Below are 20,798 nucleotides of genomic sequence, written 5' to 3'. Positions count from 1 at the left end.
ACGTAGGGAGTACTTGCCATGACTGCCATGCAAACTGAAGCAGCTGCAACCTCTGTTCCCGAGGCAACCGTGGAGCACGTGCTCACCCTGGACTGTCCCGAGGGCCCCGGGATCGTGCACGCCGTTTCCGGCTTTCTGCTGGAGCACGGCTGCGACATCATCGACAACAAGCAGTTCGGCGACCGCGCCGAGGGGCATTTCTTCATGCGGGTGCACTTCGCTTCCGCCGGGGATGAGTCCACGGTGGACGCCCTGCGTTCTGCGTTTTCCCCTGTGGGCGAGAAGTACAGCATGAACTGGCAACTGGAGCGCCAAGGCTACAAGCGCAAGGTCCTGATCATGGTGTCCAAGTTCGGGCACTGCCTCAACGACCTGCTCTTCCGCGCCCGGATCGGCGAGCTGCCCATTGACGTCGTGGGCGTTGTCTCCAACCATCTGGACCACCAAGGGTTGGCGGAGTGGCACGGAATTCCGTTCTTCCACGTGCCGGTCACCGCGGCCACCAAGCCGGCGGCCGAGGCGCGTTTGCTGGAAATCATCGACGAACTCGATGTGGAACTCGTAGTGCTTGCGCGCTACATGCAGGTGCTCAGCGACGACCTCGCCCGCAAACTGGATGGCCGCGCCATCAACATCCATCATTCGTTCCTGCCGAGCTTCAAGGGCGCAAAACCGTACCACCAGGCGTACGCCCGCGGAGTCAAGACAGTGGGTGCCACCGCGCACTACGTCAACGGGGAACTGGATGAAGGACCCATCATCTCGCAGCAAGTAGTGGAGGTGGACCACACGTTCGGACCGGATGATCTCGTAGCCGCCGGTCGGGACACGGAATGCAAGGCCCTCAGCAACGCCGTTCGTTGGCACTGCGAAGGGCGGATCATCCTGAATGGGAACAGGACGATCGTGTTGAAGTAGCGCCTTGCTTCTTGCTTGCCTGCGGGCTTCGTCCGTCTTTGCGCGGATGACCACGCGGGTCCGCTGCCCTATTCGCCGTTCCGCAACGGCCGATGTGGGCAGCGGACCCGCGTTTTGGCGTTGGCCGCTAGAGGCGAGCCAACCGCGCCGCCACGTGGAGCGCCGCGAGCCTGCCCGTACCTCGGGGGTCTCCCCCGCACAGTTCGAAGATCCGCTGGAGCCGGTGATGCAGGGACTGCCGTTCCAGGTGCAGTTCGCGCGCCGCTTGGGCCGTGTTGCACCCCGAATCCAGCCAGACGGTCAGCGTCAACAGCAGCTCCGACCGCCGGAGCCTGTCATGTTCGACGACCGCACCCACCAACCGCTGAACGAAGCCCTCGCGCGTGGCCGGCGCCAGTGACTCCCCCGCGAGCAGCTCAATTGCGAAGGCCTCGGCATCCACTACCCCGGGCGCCACGAAGGGCAGTTCCAGCGTGCGCCGTGCCTCGGTCAGCGACCACGGCGCCGCCTCGATCCCGCTGCCCACCGGGCCCACGGCCACCGCGGATCCCGGAGGCAGATCAAGCGCGCGCAGGCCCTCCAGCAGGGCAGTACGGCCAGCACCCGCGTCGGCAGGAAGTGCCGCCAACGCGATCAGCTCCGCGTTGTCTGCGTAGCTGGCGCTATGGGGCACACACGTATTCAGGAAGGCATCGACGGGTGCACGCAGGTGTCCCGCTCCGGCCGAGCGGACCACGACGGCGGCTACCGCACCTTTCGCCGGGAAACCCGAGGCCGGACCGAGCTGCTGGAGCTGCCACGACTGGCTACCGGAATTGATGGCACGCATGAGCTCGATCCCCGCGAGTTCCTTCAACCCCGGGGGCATTCGCTGCAGGAGTGCCAGTCCGAGGATATCCACTGACCGTTCCCCCGCCACGCGGACGAGGGCGCTGTCGCCGTCGTCGGGCATGTGCAGCTCGAGGCGCGCGGCAAGGACGCCGCGCACCGGAACGTCCACCGTGGTGACGCTGCCGCCGTCGAGCCCCAACATCGCTCCCGCCGCACCGAGCGTAAGGCCTGACGGCGACACGAGCCGCGCGCCGGCCCCGGTCCTTTCCGCCAGGACTGCAAGTAGCTGGTCGAGGCTGCCACCGTGCGCGAGTTCCGCCGCCATCGCGTGGCTGGCCTGGTCGCCGCGTTGAAGTTGTTCCACCGACTCGCTGACGAGGAGTGAATTGATTTCCTGCATAACGCCAACGAATGGCACCACGCGCCTTAACTCAATGACCGGCAAACCCGCGGCCTCAGCCGCTTCCAGCATCGGCGCGGGGACTTCCGCCAAGGCGGTTCCCGTCTCCAGGGCCAAGGCAGCAATGCCCCGCGCTGCCAGCTCACGGACGTATTCGGCCTGCCGTTCCGGGGTGACGCTGGCGAGCGCTTGCCCACCGCTGAGGAGGAGCTCCCCACCCCTGAGCAAGGGTGCGATGTCCAATACTTCGCTTGAATGAACCCAGCGAACGGGACGGGACAGCGCTTCCGGGACGTCGTTCAGCAGCAGCGGCTCCGATTTCCTGAAGCTTTCGTACTCCATCGCTTGGCCGAGCAGGACAGACATGACACTCCGTAAGCAAATAGGGGATTCCTTTAGACACATCGTACCTTGTTGCTGTGATCTGGGGCACATACGCTGAAAGGGTCCCTTTCACACACGGAGGCTCCCCATGCAAGACAACCTCTCCCCGGCGCATCCAGAATCACCAAGTCCCGGCCAGGCGCCGTCGGGTCCGGCAACGGCGCCGGACCAGGACAGCGAAGCCTGGCTGCAAGCCATACCCGAGTCCGACCGCACGCGTAAAGTCTCCGGCCAGTTTTGGATCTGGGCCGGCGCCAACCTTGCTCCCATTAACTGGGTGCTGGGCGCCTTGGGCATCCACCTTGGCCTTGGTTTCGCAGACACCGTGATTGTCCTGTGCTGGGAAACCTGATCGGCATGCTGCTGTTCGGCTGTTTCGTCCTCCTCGGCCAGAAAACCGGCGCCACTGGGATGGTCCTTGCCCGGGCCGCGTTTGGCCGGCGGGGCAACTACCTCCCGGCCGCAATCCAGGCACTCCTGGTGATTGGCTGGTGCGCAGTCAACACGTGGATCATTTTGGACCTGGTTATGGCGCTCTTTGGAACACTGGGCTGGGTGGATCCCACCGCCCACAACTACGCCTGGAAGATCGGTGTGGCCACCGCAATCATGGCGGCCCAGGTTGCCATCGCGTGGTTTGGCTACAAGGCCATCGCCGCTTTCGAAAAGTGGACCGTCCCGCCCACCATCATCATTCTTGCCGTCATGTCCGCCGTAGCCTGGTTCGGTATGAAGATCGATTGGGGCTATGCAGGTCCGGCAGGGAACATTCTTGAAGGATCCGAACGGATTGCCGCCATGAGTGCTGTCATGACCGCCATCGGGATTGGCTGGGGCATCACCTGGTTCACGTACGCCGCCGACTATTCACGCTTCGTCAGCACGTCCGTACCCAAACGCAAGGTCTACCTGGCGTCCGTCCTCGGGCAGTTCATTCCCGTGGTCTGGCTCGGAGTCCTCGGCGCCAGCCTCGCCACCAACAGCGGCGAGATCGACCCCGGCAAGCTGATTGTCCAGAACTTCGGAGTCCTGGCTCTTCCCGTCCTGCTCATGGTGCTGCACGGCCCCATAGCTACCAACATCCTGAACATCTACACGTTCTCCGTTGCCACACAAGCCTTGGACATCAACATAAGCCGCCGCAAGCTCAACCTGTTCGTGGGCGTCTTCTCGCTGGTCGCCGTCGTATTCTTCATCTTCCAAGAGGACTTCGCGGCAGTGCTCGACGCATGGCTTATCGGCTTGGTGGCGTGGGTGGCCGCCTGGGGTGGCGTCATGTTGGTGCACTACTTCTGGCTTGATAAGCGCTGGCCCGCGAAGGTGGAGCGGCTCTTCGACGGCGTGGGCACGCCACGCTTGCCCGTGGTCAACTGGGCCGGCATCACGTCACTGCTTGTGGGCATCTTCGCCACTTGGCTGTTCATGTACGGACTCGTCCCCGCCATGCAGGGCCCCGTTGCCGTGGCCTTGGGCGGTTGGGATCTCTCCTGGCTGGCCGGCGGACTCACCAGCGCGGCCGCCTACGCCATGCTCGGCCCGCGGGCCCATAAGAAATACCTCCTCGCGGATTCAAACCACGTCTCCGCTACCCAAGCTGCATCCGCCCCGGCCGTTGAAAGGACCACAGCATGAACCAGCCCGCCTTCGCGGACTCGCTCCACCCGACCACGTGGCCCGACGGCTATCAAGCCGCTGCATCATTCACGTTCGACATCGACGCCGAGTCCTGCACCATCGCCCATGATCCCTCCAGCACCCGCCGCATGTCCCTCATGAGCCACCAGTCGTATGGCCCAAAAATCGCAGTGCCGCGGCTCCTCCAGATACTGGACCGCCAAGACGTCAGGGGAACGTTCTTCATCCCCGGGTTCACCGCAGAAAGCTACCCGGACGTTGTCCGCAGAATCGCCGATGCCGGTCACGAAATCGCCCACCACGGTTTCCTTCACGAACCCATGCAAGGCATCGACGCCGCCACCGAGGCCGGCTACCTGGACCGCGGATTGGAAGCCCTGGCCACGGTCGCCGGTGTCCGGCCGGTGGGCTACCGGGCTCCATGGTGGGAGTTGAACTGGCAGTCCCCGGCGCTTCTCGCGGACGGCGGTTTCCTTTACGACTCAAGCCTGCTCGACGGCGACGCCCCCTATCGCATGTCGGTGGCCGAAGACGATCCTCGGGACATTGTTGAGATTCCTGTGGACTGGGCGCTGGACGATTGGGAGCAGTACGCGTTCTACCCCGGCGTCACGGGAAGCGGGGTCATCGAGAGCCCGGCCAAGGCCTTGGAAATGTGGACTCTTGAGGCACAGGCGCACCACTCCCAAGGCAGCTGTTTCGTCCTGACCAACCACCCGTTTATCTCCGGCCGGCCATCCCGCGCTGTCGCGTTGGAGCAGCTGATCGAACGGGTCAAGGACCTCGACGGCATGTGGGTCACGACGCTTGCAGAGATCGCGCAACACACGAAGGACACGGTCCAGGAAATCCACACCCATGCCAGGATCGATGTCCCCTTGTTCCCAGGAGCCGGCGCTTCATTCCGCCCGGCCCGGGTGCGGGAGTTCAACCGTTAACGGCATTGATCCACACGCCGATAATCCACGTGCTTGCTGCCGCACAGGCAAGGCCAAATTCCACCAGGATGCCAATGCCGGTCGCCTTGAGCGCGGCGAGGCTTGACCGGACTGCGGTACGGAAGTTGCGGGTGCGCTGGACCTCGCTCAGCAAAAGTCCGACGGCGAACCCCACCAGGAGCCCGACCACCGGTATCAGGAACATCCCCACGACACCCAAAACCAAGCCGATCACGACGGACCTGTTGGGAATGCCATGCTGCTTCAGTTTCCGGCCCGTCAGAACCGCACTCGCCGCCATTCCGGCAATCACGAACACCAACCCGATGCCGAAGATCACCCAGCCGAGCGGGCCCGCACCTCCCCAAATTGCCCACGCAAGGAGGCTCGCACCGATCAGGACGCTTCCGGGCAGTACGGGAATGATGGTTCCAGCGACGCCCACCGCTATAGCGAGGCCGCACAGGATGGTCACTACGAGTTCGGCGTTCATGTGCCCAAGTCTAGGACCCGGCGAAAGATGGTCGTTCCATGCCTTAAGCAAAGAACGACGGCGACGCTCCCCTGCTCGGGAGGCGTCGCCGTCGTACGTCTTGCGTAGGTGACCGCTACTCGGCGACCGCTGCGGCTACTGCCGCGGTGACTGCCGGCGCGACGCGGGCATCCAGCGGGCTCGGCACGATGTAGTCGGCGGAGAGGTCTTCCTCAGCCAACTCAGCGATGGCGCGTGCTGCGGCGATCTTCATTTCGGAGGTGATGCGGCGGGCCCCGGCGTCCAGGGCTCCACGGAAGATACCCGGGAAGGCCAGCACGTTGTTGATCTGGTTCGGGAAGTCGCTGCGACCAGTGGCAACAACTGCTGCATACTGGCGTGCGACCTCGGGAAGGACTTCCGGGTCCGGGTTGGACAGGGCGAACACGATCGACTGGTCGTTCATGAGCTTCAGGTGCTCTTCATCCAGCTTGGAGGACGAGACGCCGACGAAGACGTCCGCACCCGTGAGTGCTTCGGCAGGTCCGCCGGTGATGCCACGCGGGTTGGTGCGCTGGGCGAAGCGGGCCTTGATGCTGGTGGAGTCGCCGGCAAGGTCGGCGCGCTCGGAGTTCACGACGCCCTTGGAGTCGAGCAGGATGATGTCGTTGATGCCGACGGCAAGGAGGATCTCGGCAATGGCAATACCCGCAGCGCCGGCGCCGGAGACCACAACCTTCAGGCCTTCGAGCTCGCGCTTGGTTACCTTCACTGCGTTGGTCAGGGCTGCGAGGACTACGACGGCGGTACCGTGCTGGTCATCGTGCATGACCGGGCAGTCGAGGGCTTCGATGAGGCGCTCTTCGAGTTCGAAGCAGCGGGGAGCGGAGATGTCCTCGAGGTTCACGGCTCCGAAGCTGGGACGGAGGCGGACGAGGGTCTCGATGATTTCGTCCACGTCCGTAGTGTTGAGCACCAGGGGGATGGAGTCGAGGTCGCCGAAGGTCTTGAAGAGGGCGGACTTGCCTTCCATCACCGGGAGGGACGCGCTGGGGCCGATGTTGCCGAGGCCAAGGACAGCGGTGCCGTCACTGACCACCACTACCAGGCGCTCTGCCCACGTGTGGGTGCGGGCGAGCTTTGGGTCGGCGTGGATGGCGCGGCTCACCTGGGCGACACCAGGGGTGTACGCGATGGAAAGGTCCCGCTTGTCGTTCAGTGGAACAGTGCTGGAAACAGTCAGCTTGCCGCCTTCGTGTGCTGTGAAGATCTCTTCTTCGCTCAGCACCAGTGCGGATTCGTTTTCGGTGGCGATGGTCTCGGTGGACACGTCTTTGTCTCCTCAGGCTAGCCGTGGACCCACGGCATTATTTGGGCAGGAACAGAACTGCGGGGTCGGACCAAGGGTGGCTGGCCCGGAAGGTGCATCTGCAGGTATGGGCTGCTAGCCGCTTCGGTGTTTCAAGCGTAGGGAAGCGCGGGAGGTACAAGATTCAATACCAAGAGAGACGATTCGAGAGTAAAACGTTTATGCAGACATAAATGTGATCCACGTCATGCAAAAAAGCGTATTCTTGACCCCCAGTGGACTAGACCACGGCCCGTCATTCATCAGTCCCCGGCGAGCAGGGAGCATGCTTTCTTGAGGTCCTGTTCGGCTTCGAAGAGGGACAGCCTCCGGCACCGAACAGCCTGGACCAGACCACTCACGAGGTGCAGGAGGATCCGGGCCCTGGTGGAGTCTTTGGTGGATTCCTTGCCGCCGTCCTTGCTGAGGAAACCGACCACTTCCTCGGACAGGACGTCAATCTCCTTCAACAGCTGGGCCGTGTCAGCATCCTTGCCGGCAGGCCGGATCAAGCAATGTTCCACTCCGGGCTGCATGACGCGTAGGTGGAAAATCTCCATCATCAGGCCGGACAGCGCGTTGCCCTTGCTTCCGGCCTGGCTGTTGCCGCGTTGGCTGTTGTCGCGTTGGCTGTTACCCCGTTGACTATTCCCCCGTTGCTTGGCCTCGCGCTGGCGCAGCCCGTCCCGAAGCTCACGCAGTTGCTGCCGGTAGACGGCCAACATGAGGTGCGCCGTGGAGGGAAAGTACCTGTACAGGGTTCCGAGCGGAACGTCAGCGCGGGCGGCAACGTCGGACAGGCTCAGGGTGTCGAACTGCCGCTGGGCGAAGCCTGCGGCCGTCTTCAGGATACGGGCATAGCGCAGCTGCTGCCGCGGGGTGGTGGGTGCGGCAGCCATACGGGGCAGCCCCGTGGTCAGATCAAGGGAGTACGGTTCCAAGGTCAATGGTTCGGGCATATCCGGCGATCTCTTTGCAGGCTGGCAAGGACGGCCGGCTCAAGTCAATGACCTGCGGCTGGCCGATCGCATCAATGATACGGGAGCAAAATGACCGTTGCCTGAGAGCCGTCCCGACGCCTGGACAGCATGCCGTTCCCCGGATTCCCCTCCACGCGCACTTACACTTCAGGAAGCTTACGGAAACCCAACTGGGTCGCATTTAAGCGCGTTATGGGGGCTGAAAACGCGCTTAAATGCGACCTAGTTGGGTGCGGCACACGGAAGGATGACGCATGGGGACAGTACGACGCCGGGTGGCGGCAACGGTCTTGGGCGCCGCTTTGGCGGTCATGGCACTTAGTCCCCTGCCGGCGTCGGCAGCCAGCAACGGGCCGGACCCGATAGTCACCGGCGACACCTTCGTCGGCAAGACGCTCACCACGGAAATCGGGCCGTACACCTTCTATGGTTGCGGCGGCGGAAAGGGTCCGGACTTCACCATCTATTGGACACGGGACGGTTTCCTTGTGGCCGGCGAAACCGGCCGGAACTACCTCTTGCAGCCGGACGACACCGGGGCACGTATGGCCGCGCACCTGACGGCCAGCAAGACCGCCTGCAGTGGCGAGACCCTGCACAGCAACGAGACGTTGCCTGTGGGAGCAGCCAATCGTGCCCAAGGATTCACCGGGCGCAGCTTTGAACTCCTGGCTCGTGGCGCGGACGGTGCTTTGATGCTGTACGGACGTAAGGGCCCGGCCTGGGACACCACCCGCACCGTGGGCTGGGGATGGAACGTCTTCAATCTCGTTCTCGCCCCGGGAGACTTCAACGGAGACGGCAAGGGCGACGTCATCGCACGCGACGCTGCAGGAAACCTCTACCTCTACGCCGGGGACGGCACCGGAGGCTGGAAACCGGCCCAGACCATCGGCAAGGGCTGGAACATCTTCGACTCCATCGTCAGCCCGGGAGACTTCAACGGGGACGGCCACAATGACATCCTTGCCCGGGAACCCGGCGGCGCCCTCTATCTGTACCCCGGAAATGGTTCCGGAGGCTGGTTGGCGCGGACCGCCGTCGGGCAGGGCTGGCAGGTGATGGACATGCTCCTGACACCCGGCGACTTCAATGGGGACGGCAAAGCCGACGTACTGGGCCGTGACCGGGGCGGCTACCTGTACTTCTACGGGGGCAACGGCGCCGGCGGGTGGACCCGGTCGTGGCTTATCGGTGTCGGCTGGAACGCCCTCAAAGCGGCAGGCGCGGCAGGTGACTTCGACGCGGACGGCTTCCCGGACGTCTTCGGCGTGGATCAGCAAGGGAGGCTGGTCATCTACTACAGCGACGGACGCACCGGTTGGCGGAAGTCCGAAGTGGTCGGTAGCGGTTGGGGAGGCTTCTCAACAATCTTTTAGCCAATTCCCAGCCGCGGTAAGATTGGCGCATAAGTCTGGGGAGGACACCATGAACGCTCTATCATGCCCTACGTCTGGCGTGCGCCGAGCGGTAGCCGGGATTGCGGCCGCGCTTATTACGGCCTTGTCATTTGCCCCGGCACCTGCCTTGGCAACCATGGACCCCGCAAACCCTGTGGTTCACGGTGCGCCGTTTGTGGGCTCCACACTCACTTTGGAGATCGATCCGGCATCGTTCCGGGGCTGCGGTGCTGCCGCCGGCCCCGACTACCGCATCTACTGGACGCGGGACGGCGTCCATGCCGAGGACCACTGGGACTGGTGGCGGTACACCCTCGGTGAAGAGGACCGAGGCAAGACGATCGCCGCCCACGTCGTGGCCAGCCAGAACGGCTGCGAACCCGTCGAAGTATCCAGCGCTGAAACCGCCCCGATTTCAGCATCGCACCGGGCCAACGGTTTCACGGGACGCAGCGCATTTGAAATCCTCGCCCGCCGCTCCGACGGCACCCTCATGCTCTACCCCCGCGTCGGCGGCGCCTGGGAAAGCGCCCGGACCGTCGGTCCCGGATGGAACGGCTTCGGAACAATTCTGTCGCCCGGCGACTTCACGGCCGACAGCACCAACGACGTCCTCGCGAAGGACTCATCCGGACGCTTGTTCCTCTACGAAGGGACCGGAGACGGCGGCTTCTACGCGGGCCGCCAGATCGGCAGCGGCTGGAACGGCTTCACGGCAATCGTCTCGCCGGGCGACTTCGACGGCGACGGCAACAACGACGTCCTCGCCCGGGATTCCGGTGGCGTCCTTTACCTCTACCCCGGCAACGGCGAGGGCGGCTGGCTGAACCGGTCGGTCGTGGGGACCGGCTGGAACGTGGTTAACCAGATCATCACTCCCGGCGACTTCAACGGCGACAACAACGTGGACATCCTGGCCCGCGACGGGGCCGGAGCCCTGCGGCTGTACAGCGGCAACGGCAACGGAGGCTGGAACGGTGCGGGCACCATCGGTTGGGGCTGGGGCGGAATGACCACAATCGCTGCCGCCGGTGACATAGACGGCAACGGTAACGTGGATGTGTTTGCGGTAAACGGCTCCGGCCAGCTGCTCGCCTACTACGGCGACGGCGACGGCGGCTGGAACGGCTCAGGCACCATCGGTTGGGGCTGGAGCGGGTTCAACGCAGTGTTCTAGGGATTGGGGGAACCATGACAACTCTCATTACGACGCGTTTTCGAATCCTCCTGGCCGTACTCCTGTGCGCAGCCCTGACCGTCGCGCTTCCCGCTCCGCATGCTTCCGCAGCGGGCCCTGCGCCGCTGCCCACAGTGGTGACATTGACCTCACCGGCCACAGTCGGTCCGGGGCAAACCATCTCCATCTCCTTCACGTTGTCCGGTCCGGCACATGAGGTGGGGTTCACGTACGTCAACCAGGACACCCTGGAGCAGGCCACACTCTATGGACCGACCAGCTCGGCACCCGGTCCGTATAGCGGCCAAGCCAAAGTCCCCGTCAATGGCAGTTCCTTCAAGCGGACGGGCCGGTACAAGCTGGTCAGCGTCAACATCGTGCTCACCGCCGGGCAGGGAGTGGTGCGCTACGGCAGGGACGGCAACATCCTCTTCCTCAGCAAAGGACTCGAGGCCCCAACGCAGCGGCCGGGCGCACTGGACGGCATCGACTTCGCCGTCGACAACCCCAACTTCCCTCTGGTGGACAATCCAAATACCAAACCACCCGTAGTTTCAGGCGTTGCGCGTTACGACCAGGTGCTGACCACGGACAACGGCTCATGGACGCATCCCCCCACCGGGTACGTCTACCAGTGGCTTCGCAACGGACAGCCCATCGCGGGCGCCATCGTGAACAGCTACCGCATTGTTGAAGCGGACCTGGACCAGACTCTTTCAGTCCGTGTCACGGCAACCCGCTCCGGGTACAGGGCTGTGTCCGCATCCTCCCTGCCCCTCACGCCAACGTCACCCATTACTGCCACTGCGCCGACGCTCCAAGGCAAATTGACCGTCGGCGAGAAGCTCACCGGTGTCTTCACCGAGAGCAGCGTTTCAACAGGCACTGCCGGCGGGCCGGTCAGCGTCAGGTACGAATGGGTACGGAACGGTACCGTGATCAGCGGTGCCACCAGCAAAACGTACACCTTGCAGGCTGCCGATCGTGGCGCCGTCGTGGGTTTCCGTGCGGTAGTCCAGGCGGGCAATCCCGCCGTCACCAGGCCCTTTACGGTGTACAGCCGCACTGTGGTGCGGAATAAGTCGCATACAGCAGGTTTCGACGCCGGAACCTCCTTGGACCTGTTTGCGCGCAATGCTTCGGCGAACCTTCTTCTGTACGCCACCGACGGGGCCGGCCGCTGGCAGACGCCGCGGACCATTGGGTACGGGTGGGACGTCTTCGACGTCGTGTTCAACGCGGGGGACTTCGACGGCGACGGGTTCAACGATGTTGTGGGCCGGGACGCCGCCGGAACCTTGTTCCTCTATCCCGGTAACGGCACGGGAGGCTGGCTTCCGCGCAAGGAGATCGGCTGGGGTTGGGACATCTTCGATTCGGTCTTCCCGGTTGGCGACTTCTCCGGGGACGGCAACAACGACCTTCTCGCGATCGCCCCCTCCGGCGCCCTGGTGCTGTACCCGGGCAACGGCAGTGGCGGCTTCCGCTCCCCCGGAGCCGTGGGCCAAGGCTGGGACGTCCTCAACCAGGTGTTCTCACCCGGAGACTTCGACGGCGACGGCAACCCCGACGTGATGGGCCGGGACGGCGCCGGGAACCTGCGTCTCTACGGCGGCAACGGAAACGGCGGCTGGACCACCGCGCGTTCCATCGGCACCGGCTGGAACGTCATGTCCCGCATCGGCGGCACAGGCGACTTCAACGGCGACGGTTTCAACGACGTCTGGGCCATTGACTCCGCCGCCCAACTGAACATGTACTACGGCGCCGGCAACGGCGGGTGGAAGGGTGCCGGAGTAGTTGGCTGGGGCTGGGGCGGGTTCACCGCGGTTTTCTAGAACTCAGCCGATTGTGGTTGCGTTTGGGGTTTGACTTGTCTTTCGCGTGAATTTTTGCCAATCAATTCCCGGGCTGTCGTTCCTTCCATGTACTCTCAAGTCACTTACACCCGCCGGTTGTCTGTGGCCGGCCCGAATTGGGGGGAATCATGGGGACCACTCCTCTGCGCCGTTTGCGCACTTGGCTGGCCGCGTTTGTGGGCAGCATCGTTTTGGTTGGTGGGCTGGGTTTCGCACCTGCGGCAACTGCCGACGACACCTTCGCGCCGGTACCAGTAGCGGTCTCTACGACGCCGGAGACAATCGGCTCCGGCGGGCACGCAACGTCCCGGATCATTTTTCAGGCGTCCGGCCCGATCGCTGACGTCTATGTGGCCTTCCGGAACACGGTGACCGGTAAATTCCACGAGCAAATAACGCAGGGCTCTTATAACGCCGCCGATTCGACGTACTCGTTCGATGTGTTCTTCGAGCAGGGTACGCCGCCGGGCAGCTACCTAGCCCAGTACATAAGCATTCGCACGGCCGCGGGCCAGGAAGTCGGATACTGGCGCGACGGTTCCATCTACAACCCGAACGGTCTCCCGGTATCGGGAACGGCTGCAGTGCCGTTGAGTGCCTTGGATTTCAACTACGACACCCCCGTGGACATTGATCGGCCCCATACAACCGGGGTTTACCGCGGAGGAGACCGCTACTGGGATCCATACACCATGGGTTTGTTCATTCGAGATTCCTGGGGCCGTTTGGGCCTTTTCCCCACAGGCGGAAACGGTACGTGGCAGCAAGCTTACGAAGTAGGCTCCGGCTGGAATATCTTCAACACGATGTTCACGGCAGGAGATTTCAACAGCGATGGCGAGAACGACGTCATCGCCCGCGACAGTGCCGGTTCACTCTTCCTCTATCCCACAAATGGGTGGGGCGGCTGGGACCCGAGGCAACAAATTGGCTGGGGTTGGGGCATCTTCAGTTCGATCTTCGCTGCCGACGACTTCAACGGCGACGGCAACAATGACCTCCTGGCCCGCAAGACCAACGGTGAGCTGGTCCTTTACCCGGGTAATGGCCACGGCGGCTTCCTCGCACCATTCACTGTTGGCTGGGGCTGGAACGGTATGACGTCGATCTTCTCACCGGGTGATTTCGACGGCGACCGCAAACCTGACGTACTGGCCCGTGACAGCGCCGGAAACCTCGTCTTCTACGGCGGCAATGGCAGCGGCGGCTGGACCAGCAGCCGTGTGATCGGCCAGGGCTGGAACGCCATCACCAAGCTGGGTGGTGCCGGCGACTTCGACGGCGACGGCGCCAACGATGTCTGGGGCATCGACACCTCCGGCCAGATGCGAATGTACTACGGCAACGGCTCAGGCGGCTGGAAGAGCTTCGGCGTGGTCGGCTGGGGCTGGGGCGGATTCAACGCCGTTTTCTAGCGCTGGGTTTTAGGGTTGGCAAGGTCCCGTCCGATTGCGTCTCGGACGGGACCTTGCCTGCCTGTTGGCTACCCGACCTCGTACAAATTTCTATTCTCGCTGGCCCTGTCGGCCAGCCTGTTCCCTGGAGGAATCCCTTGGAGCCTCGTACTCCCTCCCGCGTGTTCGCATCCAAGAGACGGCGGCTACTGTCAGTCCTGGCCGCGTCCCTGGTGGCGGGTCTTCTTGTTTCCCCCTTGCTGCGGGCACATACTGCGGAACCTGCAGTTGCGGCGACCATGCGCTACGTCTATGTCTCCAGCACACCCCAGCTGGTCGGGGACCCCACGGTAGGCGGTCTACTGAAGGTGGACATCTCGACCACGTTCGCCCATGTGTCCCCCGCAGGCGGCATTCCCACGATTTCCTATTCTTGGACGCGGGACGGTGCAGTAATTCCGGGCGCAACAGGCATCACCTACCGAGCTACGTCAGCAGACTTAGGACGGGTGCTCGCCGCGTACCTCACTGTTACCTACGACGCAGACTCGACACTCACCGTTCAGGCTGCCCACCCGCTCCGCGTGGCAGCAGCACCCCGGGCCCGCGGATTCAGCGGAGACGGCACACTGGATATCTTTGCCCGCGACTCTTCGGGCCGGCTGTTGCTCTACCCCACGGACGGTCGCGGAAACTGGCAAGCAACCCAGGTGATCGGTTGGGGTTGGAACAACTTCAACCTGCTGGTCTCACCCGGAGACTTTGACGGTGATGGCACGGTGGACGTCCTGGCACGTGACGCCCAAGGACGGCTCTTCCTCTACCAAGGCAACGGTACGGGTGGTTGGAAGAAGGCACTCCAGATCGGGCAGGGCTGGCAGGGCTTCAGGGAACTTAGTGCGGCAGGCGACTTCAATGGCGATGGCACCAATGACATCCTCGCAGTGGATACAGCAGGCAGCCTCTTCCTTTACCCCGGAAATGGTACAGGCGGATGGCTCCAGTCGCGCTGGATAGGCCAGGGATGGCAGAACATGGAGTCTGTGGGAGCGGGTCATTTCCTCGGCTATTCGAGCGTTGTCACGTTGTCCAAGTCATTCTGGGGCGACCTCCAGGCACGGACATCCAATCGGAATGGATACTTTGAGGAATATGGCCTTCCCGGAAGCTATGCCGGAACCATCGGATGGGGCTGGGACTCCATGGCACGCTTCGGCATGGCCGGTGACTTCAATGGAGACGGAGATTCAGACGTCTATGGAATCGACCGCAGCGGCCGGCTCACAATGTACCTGGGCGACACATCCGGTTTCCGGCAATGGGGTATCGCCGGTTTCCGCTGGAAGGGTTGGCCCACCGTCGGCTGGGGCTGGGGCGGCTTCACAGCCGTTTTTTAGGCCTACGCCACGCTCTTGATCTTCACCACGAACACCGCGCCCAGCAAGCCAATGACGGCAGCGGCTACGTACAACGAGATGTAGCCGCCCAGGTACTCGACAAACGGGAACGCAAGGAGGGGTGCGATCACCTGCGGCAGCGAGTTGGCGATGTTGATGACACCCAGATCCTTCCCACGGTCCATTGCCGTGGGAAGGACCTGCGTTATGAGGGCGAAGTCCACTGCGAGGTAGGCGCCGAAGCCCAGGCCGAGCACGATGGCACCGGCCAGGGCGCCAATCCATGTAGGCGCGAACGCCAGGATGAGCGACGCGACCGCGATGATGACGGAGGATGCGATGACCAGCGGCTTCCTTTTGCCCATCCGGTCGCTGAGGCGTCCGCCGAGCACACTGGTGATGATCACGGTCAGGGCGTAAAGACCGGTCAGGATCAGCACGCCAAACTCCGGTTTTATGCCTTCGGTCTCTTCGAGGTGCACGGCATCGCTGAGGAAGTACAACAGGTACAGCGTGACCATGTGGTTGCCGGTGCTCACGAGGAGCCGGGTCAACCAAGCCCAGCCGAAATCCGGGTGCCGTTTGGGGGATACCCAAAAACCTCCAAGGAAGGATCGAAGGCTGAACGGCGGCCGCTCCTGCTGCGGGAGAGGCTGGTCGTCGCTTTTGAAGAGGTACAGCACGACGCCGGCGAGCAGCGCAGCAGCGCACAGCCAGTAACCGGCGGCAAAGTCACCGGCAACGACGGCGGCAATCACCGCACCGAGAAGGATGCCTACCGTCTGGCCCATCGCCGCCAAGCCCCCAACAGTTCCCCGCTGGACGACAGGTACGCGGTCCGGGATCGCTGCCGTGATGGCGGCATACATGCCGTTGGCCCCCGCCTGAACAACGCACCACAGCACGGTCATGACGGCGACGTCCGGTGCTCCCGCCAACGCCACCAAGGCAGCCGCTCCAAGAATGGCCCCGATAAGGACCCACGGTACCCGTCGACCGAACCGTGACGTGGTGCGATCACTGAAGGCACCGAACAGGGGGTTCGCCACCATGGAGACAGCGGCACCGCAGCCCGTGACCAGAGCCAGGATCGCCTCTTTCTCACCCTCGCTGAAGTGGGCCGCCTGTTGGCCCAACAGCACTTGGAGAGGCCCGAAGAAGGCTGCGTTGATGCCTAGATTGACCAGCACTACCCCGGTGACCCACAGAGGCCGGACACGCTCCACCGGTTCGGCGAGGGCCGTCGTCGTGCTTCCGCGGACCGCGGCTGGATCAGGTACCGGGCCGGGAAGGTCGGACAGGCTCATGGCAGGTTCCCCCTAGGTTCACAATGTCTGGTTTCAGCCTAGCGCGGCGCAGGGACACGAGACCCCTGATCGCGTTGTTGTCCACATACGCCGAAATGTGCGGTGCCGCAGGCCGGCGGGCGGGGTTAGTGTGGCATCAAACGTTTGAAGGAGAACAACATTGAGCGAGCTCATGAACACTGCCGATCTCTACGACGAGCGCGGCGAGGAACTGGAGTCGATTGCCGTCCAGTTCCAGAACCTTGGCGGCCACACGCACTTCAGTGGACACGTCCGCACCATCAGGTGCTTCGAGGATAATGCGCTGGTGAAGACTGTGCTTGGGACGCCCGGTGAAGGCGCTGTTCTGGTGGTTGATGGCCAGGGATCCCTCAGGACTGCGCTCATGGGAGACATGATCGCCGAGAGCGCCGTGGCCAACGGCTGGGCCGGAGTTGTCATTAACGGCGCCATCCGGGACCGTGAAGCCTTGGCTCGCCTGCCACTGGGCGTCAAAGCACTCGGCAGCAACCCCAAAAAGAGCGCCAAGACAGGTGTCGGGGAAGTGGATGTTGAAGTGGTCATCGACAAAGTCCGCATCCAGCCTGGCGTGCTGATTTACTGCGATCCGGATGGCGTGTTGGTCGAGCGCTGAGGGTAATTTCTCCTGTCGGGAATGAAACAGGCATTAGGATAGTTACTGAAAGCAACTATCCTGCTCATTCCGCTTTTCTGCCACCTCTGGAGAAGATATGTCCAAAACCGCGCCCGTCCGGGCTGCCGGCGAGGTCCTGACGCACCGTCAGACGCTCACCGTCATGGTGGGACTCATGCTTGGCATGTTCCTGTCCTCGCTGGACCAGACCATCGTGTCCACGTCCATCTACACCATTGCCAACGACCTCGATGGCTTGTCACTCCAGGCGTGGGCCACCACTGCCTACCTGATCACGTCCACCGTCAGCACCCCGCTCTACGGGAAGCTCAGCGACATCTTCGGGCGTCGGCCCCTGTACCTGGCTGCTATCGTGATCTTCCTTGCCGGTTCCCTGTATGCCGGCTCAGTGCACTCCATGACGGAACTGGCGCTGGCCCGCGGCGTGCAGGGCCTCGGTGCCGGTGGCCTGCTGGCGCTGGCTTTGACGATCATCGGCGACATCGTCGCGTTGAAGGACAGGGCAAAGTACCAGGGCTACTTCATGTCCGTGTTCGGCATCTCGTCCGTGCTGGGACCCGTCATCGGCGGCGCATTCGCCGGGGCCTCCAACATCCTGGGCTTTGATGGTTGGCGCTGGGTCTTCTTCATCAACTTGCCCATTGGGCTCGCAGCCCTCGTCGTGGTCTTCCTCTACCTTCACTTGCCCGCACGCCATGTGAAGCAGAAAATCGACTACTGGGGTGCGGCCGCCATCACGCTGGCCATTGTTCCGCTGCTGCTCGTTGCCGAGCAGGGGCGCGCATGGGGTTGGGCCTCCGGGACCTCATTCCTTTGCTACGGACTCGGAGTCATCGGCATCGTGTGGTTCCTTCTGGCCGAGAAGCGTGCCGGAGACTACGCACTGATTCCGCTGCGGCTTTTCAGGAACGCGACCTTCGGCCTGTCGTCGCTGTTGAACTTCATCATCGGCATCGGCATGTTCGGTGCCATCGCCATGCTGCCCATGTACCTGCAACTGGTGAAGGGCCTCACGCCCACGGAGGCAGGACTCATGATGATCACGTTCACCGTGGGCATCCTCTTCGGTTCCATCACCGCCGGGCGTACCATCTCTTCCTCGGGGGTTTACCGGGTCTTCCCGATCCTTGGTACCGCCGTCCTGGCCGGTGCCGCCGTCGTCATGGGCCTGTCACTCGGCGTGGACACGGGTCTTTGGGTTCCCGGACTGATCGCCGTGTTCTTTGGCGTCGGCTTGGGCTTCTGCATGCAGCCACTCACGCTCGCCATGCAGGTATCGGTGCCGCCCAAAGACATGGGCGTCGGCACGTCCACGGCAGCGTTCTTCCGTTCCATGGGTGGCGCCGTGGGCACGGCCGTGTTCATCTCGATGCTCTTCAGCCTGGCAGCAGACAAGATTGCTGATGCCATGAAGAGCGCAGCCTCGAACCCGGACTACCAGGCAGTCATGCAGGACCCGGCCGTGGCGTCCGATCCCGCCAACGCGAAGCTCTTCGACTTCTTCAAGAACGGCGCAAACAACGAGTCCCTGAACGACACCAGCTGGCTGCACTCGGCCAATAGCACGTTGACCCGGCCCATCACGGAGGGATTCGCACAGGCGATCGACATCGTCATGCTCACGGCTTCCGGCCTGATGCTCGTCGCGTTCCTGATCAGCTTCGCGTTGCCCAACAAGAAGCTCACAGACCCCAAGGCCGCAGCCAAGGAGCCCGTCCCGGCGCACTAACGGGGGACGCCGGGTTCCCGTACCAGCCGTGTTGCCTGCTCCAGATCATCCCGCAGATCGCGATCACGCATGTGGGCAGGCAGCACGGAGCCCGCGGATAGCAGGTTCCGGAGCCTTTGGCTCGCGAATTCCTCAGGTTGCCGGCCCTGCAGCCGGAGCGCTCGGACCGCACAAACAAGTTCGACGGCGGTCACGGTAGCCAGTGCGGCTGCTGTGGACTGCAATTGCGCGGAGGCAAGGCTTGCAAAGCTCGCGTCTTCTTCCGCTCCGAGGGAGAGCACCACGGTCTGCAGGCTGGCAGGCTGGGCGTTCGCGCGGATCCGACCGACAGCCGCCGCCGCAACGTACTCAAGCATCATGACACCGGATTGGCCGGACCCATCCTCGGCCAGAAAGGGATACAGACCCGTGTAAGCGGGATCGCAGAGGAGGTCGATCCTGCGCAGGTGGGTAGCGCACGCCGCCCCGATGGCGATGTTCAGGGTGTCAAGCCGGCGGGCCAGGCTGGTCATCTGGAAAAGCCCGTGATGGGCGACATCGTTGCTTCCGTCTGCCGGCGAACCGTGGACCAACGGATTCTCGTTGCCGGCCACCACCAGTCGGCCCAGCAGCGCGCCGAGCGCCTCCCGCTCTTCAATCTGGGAACCGAAAATCTGGGGCAAGGTCCGCAAGCAATAAGGATCCTGAATCCTTGCGGGTGTACCGCTGCCCTCAACCAGCGCACGGAAGTTGCTGGCCGCCGTCGTGATTGCCGGGCTGTCGGCAGCCGCTGCGACAGCCTGGCTGAAGGCTTCCGGATTGCCGGACATCGCAACAAAGGACAGTGCGGCTACTGATGCGGCGTTCTCCAGCAAATGCGCCAAGTCGTGGTGAGCCAACACGGCTTGCGCGATGGTGAGGGCGCTGGAACTGATGAATGGAAGAGCGTCGGCCGTGGGCCACCCTTCGAGCACAAAGGGAACGGACCCGCCGCCAAGCGGACTCCGCTCGCCCAGCATCGTCAGCGCGATTCCAGCCAAGGCCGGGAGGTCTGCCGTTCCAATGCCGCCAAACTCCCTGACTTCAGGAACCACATCCGCGTTGATCATGCCGGCGAGTGCTTCCGCGATGACGGGACTGATCCCGGATCCACCCGCCGCCAGCTGGGACAGCCTGACCGCCATCGTAGCCCGGACAGTGCGACGGTCGAGTGGCCTACCCGCGTCCACGGCATGGCTGCGCAGGAGTTTGAGGCCGTGGGTGTCTCCCCCGTCGGGCTCGGCAAGGGACACGGTCCGGTTGGCACCTACCCCGGTGGAGCGGCCATAGACCGGACGTCGGGAAGCAGTGGCAACAGCCGACTCCTGCGACGCCTCCATGCGGGATACGGCCTCGCTTGCCAGATTAACGGAAGCACCGTCGGCAACGGCCACTATGTCTGCCAGGGCCAGATTCCGGCCGTCGATGTCAATCATGGAGCGATCCTTTCATTGCCACTGAGCTTGGTCTGCCCACCTGCCCGGCAGTTGTGGTTGTTGTGGGACTCACAACAACCACAACTGCGGGTTAGTCGGTTTCCGGCGCGATGCGGACAGGGTTCCAATTCTCCGGGAACCCGCGGTCATGATTCTCTGGCCACAAGACCACTCCGGTAACCTGCCCGGTTTGGCCTGTCGAGGGCTGGGAACCAGTGGGGAGCTGCGAAGTCCGCGGACTCGTGGACACCGGCATCTACTTGACCGTTTCCATGGGGATGCGGACGCCGCGTTCGTGGGCGACGTCGATGGCGCGGTCGTAGCCGGCGTCGGCGTGGCGGATGACGCCCATGCCGGGGTCGTTGGTCAGCAGCGCGGTCAGTTTCGCCGCGGCGAGTTCGGTGCCGTCGGCCACGGAGACCTGTCCGGTGTGGATGGACCGGCCGATCCCGACCCCGCCGCCGTGGTGGATCGAGACCCACGTTGCGCCCGAGGACGCCGCGGTCAGGGCGTTCAGCAG

15 protein-coding genes and 2 pseudogenes are annotated in these 20,798 nt (G+C 63.5%); 10 read left to right on the top strand and 7 right to left on the bottom strand.

Annotated elements, in window-relative coordinates; all coding sequences use genetic code 11:
* Window positions 1-18 precede the first annotated feature (18 nt).
* Window positions 19-918, top strand: a complete 900-nt coding sequence (gene purU, locus AB0N65_RS18295) for a formyltetrahydrofolate deformylase (RefSeq protein ID WP_364164894.1) — start codon at window positions 19-21, stop codon at window positions 916-918.
* A 127-nt stretch (window positions 919-1,045) separates the two neighbouring features.
* On the opposite strand, the gene AB0N65_RS18290 is transcribed toward purU, so the two are convergent.
* The gene (locus tag AB0N65_RS18290; protein WP_364164891.1) at window positions 1,046-2,515 is read right to left on the bottom strand and encodes a PucR family transcriptional regulator; all 1,470 of its coding nucleotides are present in this window, start codon (window positions 2,513-2,515) and stop codon (window positions 1,046-1,048) included.
* A gap of 106 nt (window positions 2,516-2,621) precedes the next feature.
* Here AB0N65_RS18290 and AB0N65_RS18285 point away from each other — a divergent pair.
* Together AB0N65_RS18285 and AB0N65_RS18280 are read left to right on the top strand one after the other, a co-directional pair.
* Window positions 2,622-4,165, top strand: a pseudogene (locus tag AB0N65_RS18285) (cytosine permease).
* Window positions 4,162-5,106 carry a polysaccharide deacetylase gene (locus tag AB0N65_RS18280; protein ID WP_364164888.1) on the top strand — a complete coding sequence of 315 codons (945 nt, stop codon included), beginning with the start codon at window positions 4,162-4,164 and terminating at the stop codon, window positions 5,104-5,106. The pseudogene AB0N65_RS18285 and the gene AB0N65_RS18280 overlap by 4 nt, the downstream one beginning before the upstream one ends.
* On the opposite strand, the gene AB0N65_RS18275 is transcribed toward AB0N65_RS18280, so the two are convergent.
* From AB0N65_RS18275 to AB0N65_RS18265, 3 genes are all read right to left on the bottom strand, one after another.
* Window positions 5,096-5,599: a DUF456 domain-containing protein gene (locus AB0N65_RS18275; protein WP_364164885.1), complete on the bottom strand. Its 504-nt coding sequence runs from the start codon at window positions 5,597-5,599 to the stop codon at window positions 5,096-5,098. The two genes, AB0N65_RS18280 and AB0N65_RS18275, sit on opposite strands and share 11 nt — an antisense overlap.
* Window positions 5,600-5,714: 115 nt before the next feature.
* Window positions 5,715-6,908: an NADP-dependent malic enzyme gene (locus AB0N65_RS18270; protein ID WP_364164882.1), complete on the bottom strand. Its 1,194-nt coding sequence runs from the start codon at window positions 6,906-6,908 to the stop codon at window positions 5,715-5,717.
* 281 nt (window positions 6,909-7,189) lie between these two features.
* The gene (locus AB0N65_RS18265) at window positions 7,190-7,885 is read right to left on the bottom strand and encodes a TetR/AcrR family transcriptional regulator (protein WP_364164879.1); all 696 of its coding nucleotides are present in this window, start codon (window positions 7,883-7,885) and stop codon (window positions 7,190-7,192) included.
* Between the two features lie 275 nt (window positions 7,886-8,160).
* Here AB0N65_RS18265 and AB0N65_RS18260 point away from each other — a divergent pair, with 275 nt between their 5' ends.
* The 5 genes from AB0N65_RS18260 (at window position 8,161) to AB0N65_RS18240 (ending at window position 15,133) form a co-directional block, all read left to right on the top strand.
* The gene (locus AB0N65_RS18260) at window positions 8,161-9,285 is read left to right on the top strand and encodes a VCBS repeat-containing protein (protein ID WP_364164876.1); all 1,125 of its coding nucleotides are present in this window, start codon (window positions 8,161-8,163) and stop codon (window positions 9,283-9,285) included.
* Window positions 9,286-9,334: 49 nt separating this feature from the next.
* The gene (locus AB0N65_RS18255; RefSeq protein WP_364164873.1) at window positions 9,335-10,483 is read left to right on the top strand and encodes a VCBS repeat-containing protein; all 1,149 of its coding nucleotides are present in this window, start codon (window positions 9,335-9,337) and stop codon (window positions 10,481-10,483) included.
* Between the two features lie 14 nt (window positions 10,484-10,497).
* Window positions 10,498-12,321: an FG-GAP-like repeat-containing protein gene (locus AB0N65_RS18250; protein WP_364164870.1), complete on the top strand. Its 1,824-nt coding sequence runs from the start codon at window positions 10,498-10,500 to the stop codon at window positions 12,319-12,321.
* A 149-nt stretch (window positions 12,322-12,470) separates the two neighbouring features.
* Window positions 12,471-13,757, top strand: coding sequence for a VCBS repeat-containing protein (locus AB0N65_RS18245; RefSeq protein ID WP_364164867.1), 1,287 nt, complete (start codon window positions 12,471-12,473; stop codon window positions 13,755-13,757).
* Between the two features lie 137 nt (window positions 13,758-13,894).
* On the top strand, window positions 13,895-15,133 hold the full coding sequence (locus AB0N65_RS18240) for an FG-GAP-like repeat-containing protein (protein WP_364164864.1): 1,239 nt from the start codon (window positions 13,895-13,897) through the stop codon (window positions 15,131-15,133).
* 2 nt (window positions 15,134-15,135) lie between these two features.
* Here the strand turns inward: AB0N65_RS18240 and AB0N65_RS18235 are convergent, their stop codons facing one another.
* Window positions 15,136-16,440 carry an MFS transporter gene (locus AB0N65_RS18235; protein WP_364164861.1) on the bottom strand — a complete coding sequence of 435 codons (1,305 nt, stop codon included), beginning with the start codon at window positions 16,438-16,440 and terminating at the stop codon, window positions 15,136-15,138.
* 160 nt (window positions 16,441-16,600) lie between these two features.
* On the opposite strand from AB0N65_RS18235, the gene rraA reads away from it, so the two are divergent.
* A complete protein-coding gene (gene rraA, locus AB0N65_RS18230) occupies window positions 16,601-17,074 on the top strand; it encodes a ribonuclease E activity regulator RraA (protein WP_364164858.1) in 474 nt (157 codons plus the stop codon).
* Between the two features lie 97 nt (window positions 17,075-17,171).
* Window positions 17,172-18,824 (top strand): MDR family MFS transporter, encoded by a 1,653-nt coding sequence (locus AB0N65_RS18225; protein WP_364164855.1) that lies wholly within the window; start codon window positions 17,172-17,174, stop codon window positions 18,822-18,824.
* On the opposite strand, the gene AB0N65_RS18220 is transcribed toward AB0N65_RS18225, so the two are convergent.
* Window positions 18,821-20,278: an aromatic amino acid lyase gene (locus AB0N65_RS18220; RefSeq protein WP_364164852.1), complete on the bottom strand. Its 1,458-nt coding sequence runs from the start codon at window positions 20,276-20,278 to the stop codon at window positions 18,821-18,823. The genes AB0N65_RS18225 and AB0N65_RS18220 overlap by 4 nt on opposite strands.
* A gap of 256 nt (window positions 20,279-20,534) precedes the next feature.
* A pseudogene (locus tag AB0N65_RS18215) lies at window positions 20,535-20,798 on the bottom strand (urocanate hydratase); the annotation flags it as partial.

The organism is Paenarthrobacter sp. NPDC089322, assembly GCF_040684895.1.
Lineage (GTDB): Bacteria > Actinomycetota > Actinomycetes > Actinomycetales > Micrococcaceae > Arthrobacter.
This window is presented reverse-complemented; position numbering and strand designations above follow the sequence as displayed.

Excerpts from the sequence above, each read along its gene's own strand:
- purU (WP_364164894.1), top strand. The coding sequence starts at position 19 with ATGACTGCCATGCAAACTGAAGCAGCTGCAACCTCTGTTCCCGAGGCA.
- AB0N65_RS18275 (WP_364164885.1), bottom strand. The coding sequence starts at position 5,599 with ATGAACGCCGAACTCGTAGTGACCATCCTGTGCGGCCTCGCTATAGCG.
- AB0N65_RS18235 (WP_364164861.1), bottom strand. The coding sequence starts at position 16,440 with ATGAGCCTGTCCGACCTTCCCGGCCCGGTACCTGATCCAGCCGCGGTC.
- AB0N65_RS18250 (WP_364164870.1), top strand. The coding sequence starts at position 10,498 with ATGACAACTCTCATTACGACGCGTTTTCGAATCCTCCTGGCCGTACTC.
- AB0N65_RS18265 (WP_364164879.1), bottom strand. The coding sequence starts at position 7,885 with ATGCCCGAACCATTGACCTTGGAACCGTACTCCCTTGATCTGACCACG.
- AB0N65_RS18225 (WP_364164855.1), top strand. The coding sequence starts at position 17,172 with ATGTCCAAAACCGCGCCCGTCCGGGCTGCCGGCGAGGTCCTGACGCAC.
- AB0N65_RS18255 (WP_364164873.1), top strand. The coding sequence starts at position 9,335 with ATGAACGCTCTATCATGCCCTACGTCTGGCGTGCGCCGAGCGGTAGCC.
- AB0N65_RS18245 (WP_364164867.1), top strand. The coding sequence starts at position 12,471 with ATGGGGACCACTCCTCTGCGCCGTTTGCGCACTTGGCTGGCCGCGTTT.
- AB0N65_RS18290 (WP_364164891.1), bottom strand. The coding sequence starts at position 2,515 with ATGTCTGTCCTGCTCGGCCAAGCGATGGAGTACGAAAGCTTCAGGAAA.
- AB0N65_RS18280 (WP_364164888.1), top strand. The coding sequence starts at position 4,162 with ATGAACCAGCCCGCCTTCGCGGACTCGCTCCACCCGACCACGTGGCCC.
- AB0N65_RS18220 (WP_364164852.1), bottom strand. The coding sequence starts at position 20,278 with ATGATTGACATCGACGGCCGGAATCTGGCCCTGGCAGACATAGTGGCC.
- AB0N65_RS18260 (WP_364164876.1), top strand. The coding sequence starts at position 8,161 with ATGGGGACAGTACGACGCCGGGTGGCGGCAACGGTCTTGGGCGCCGCT.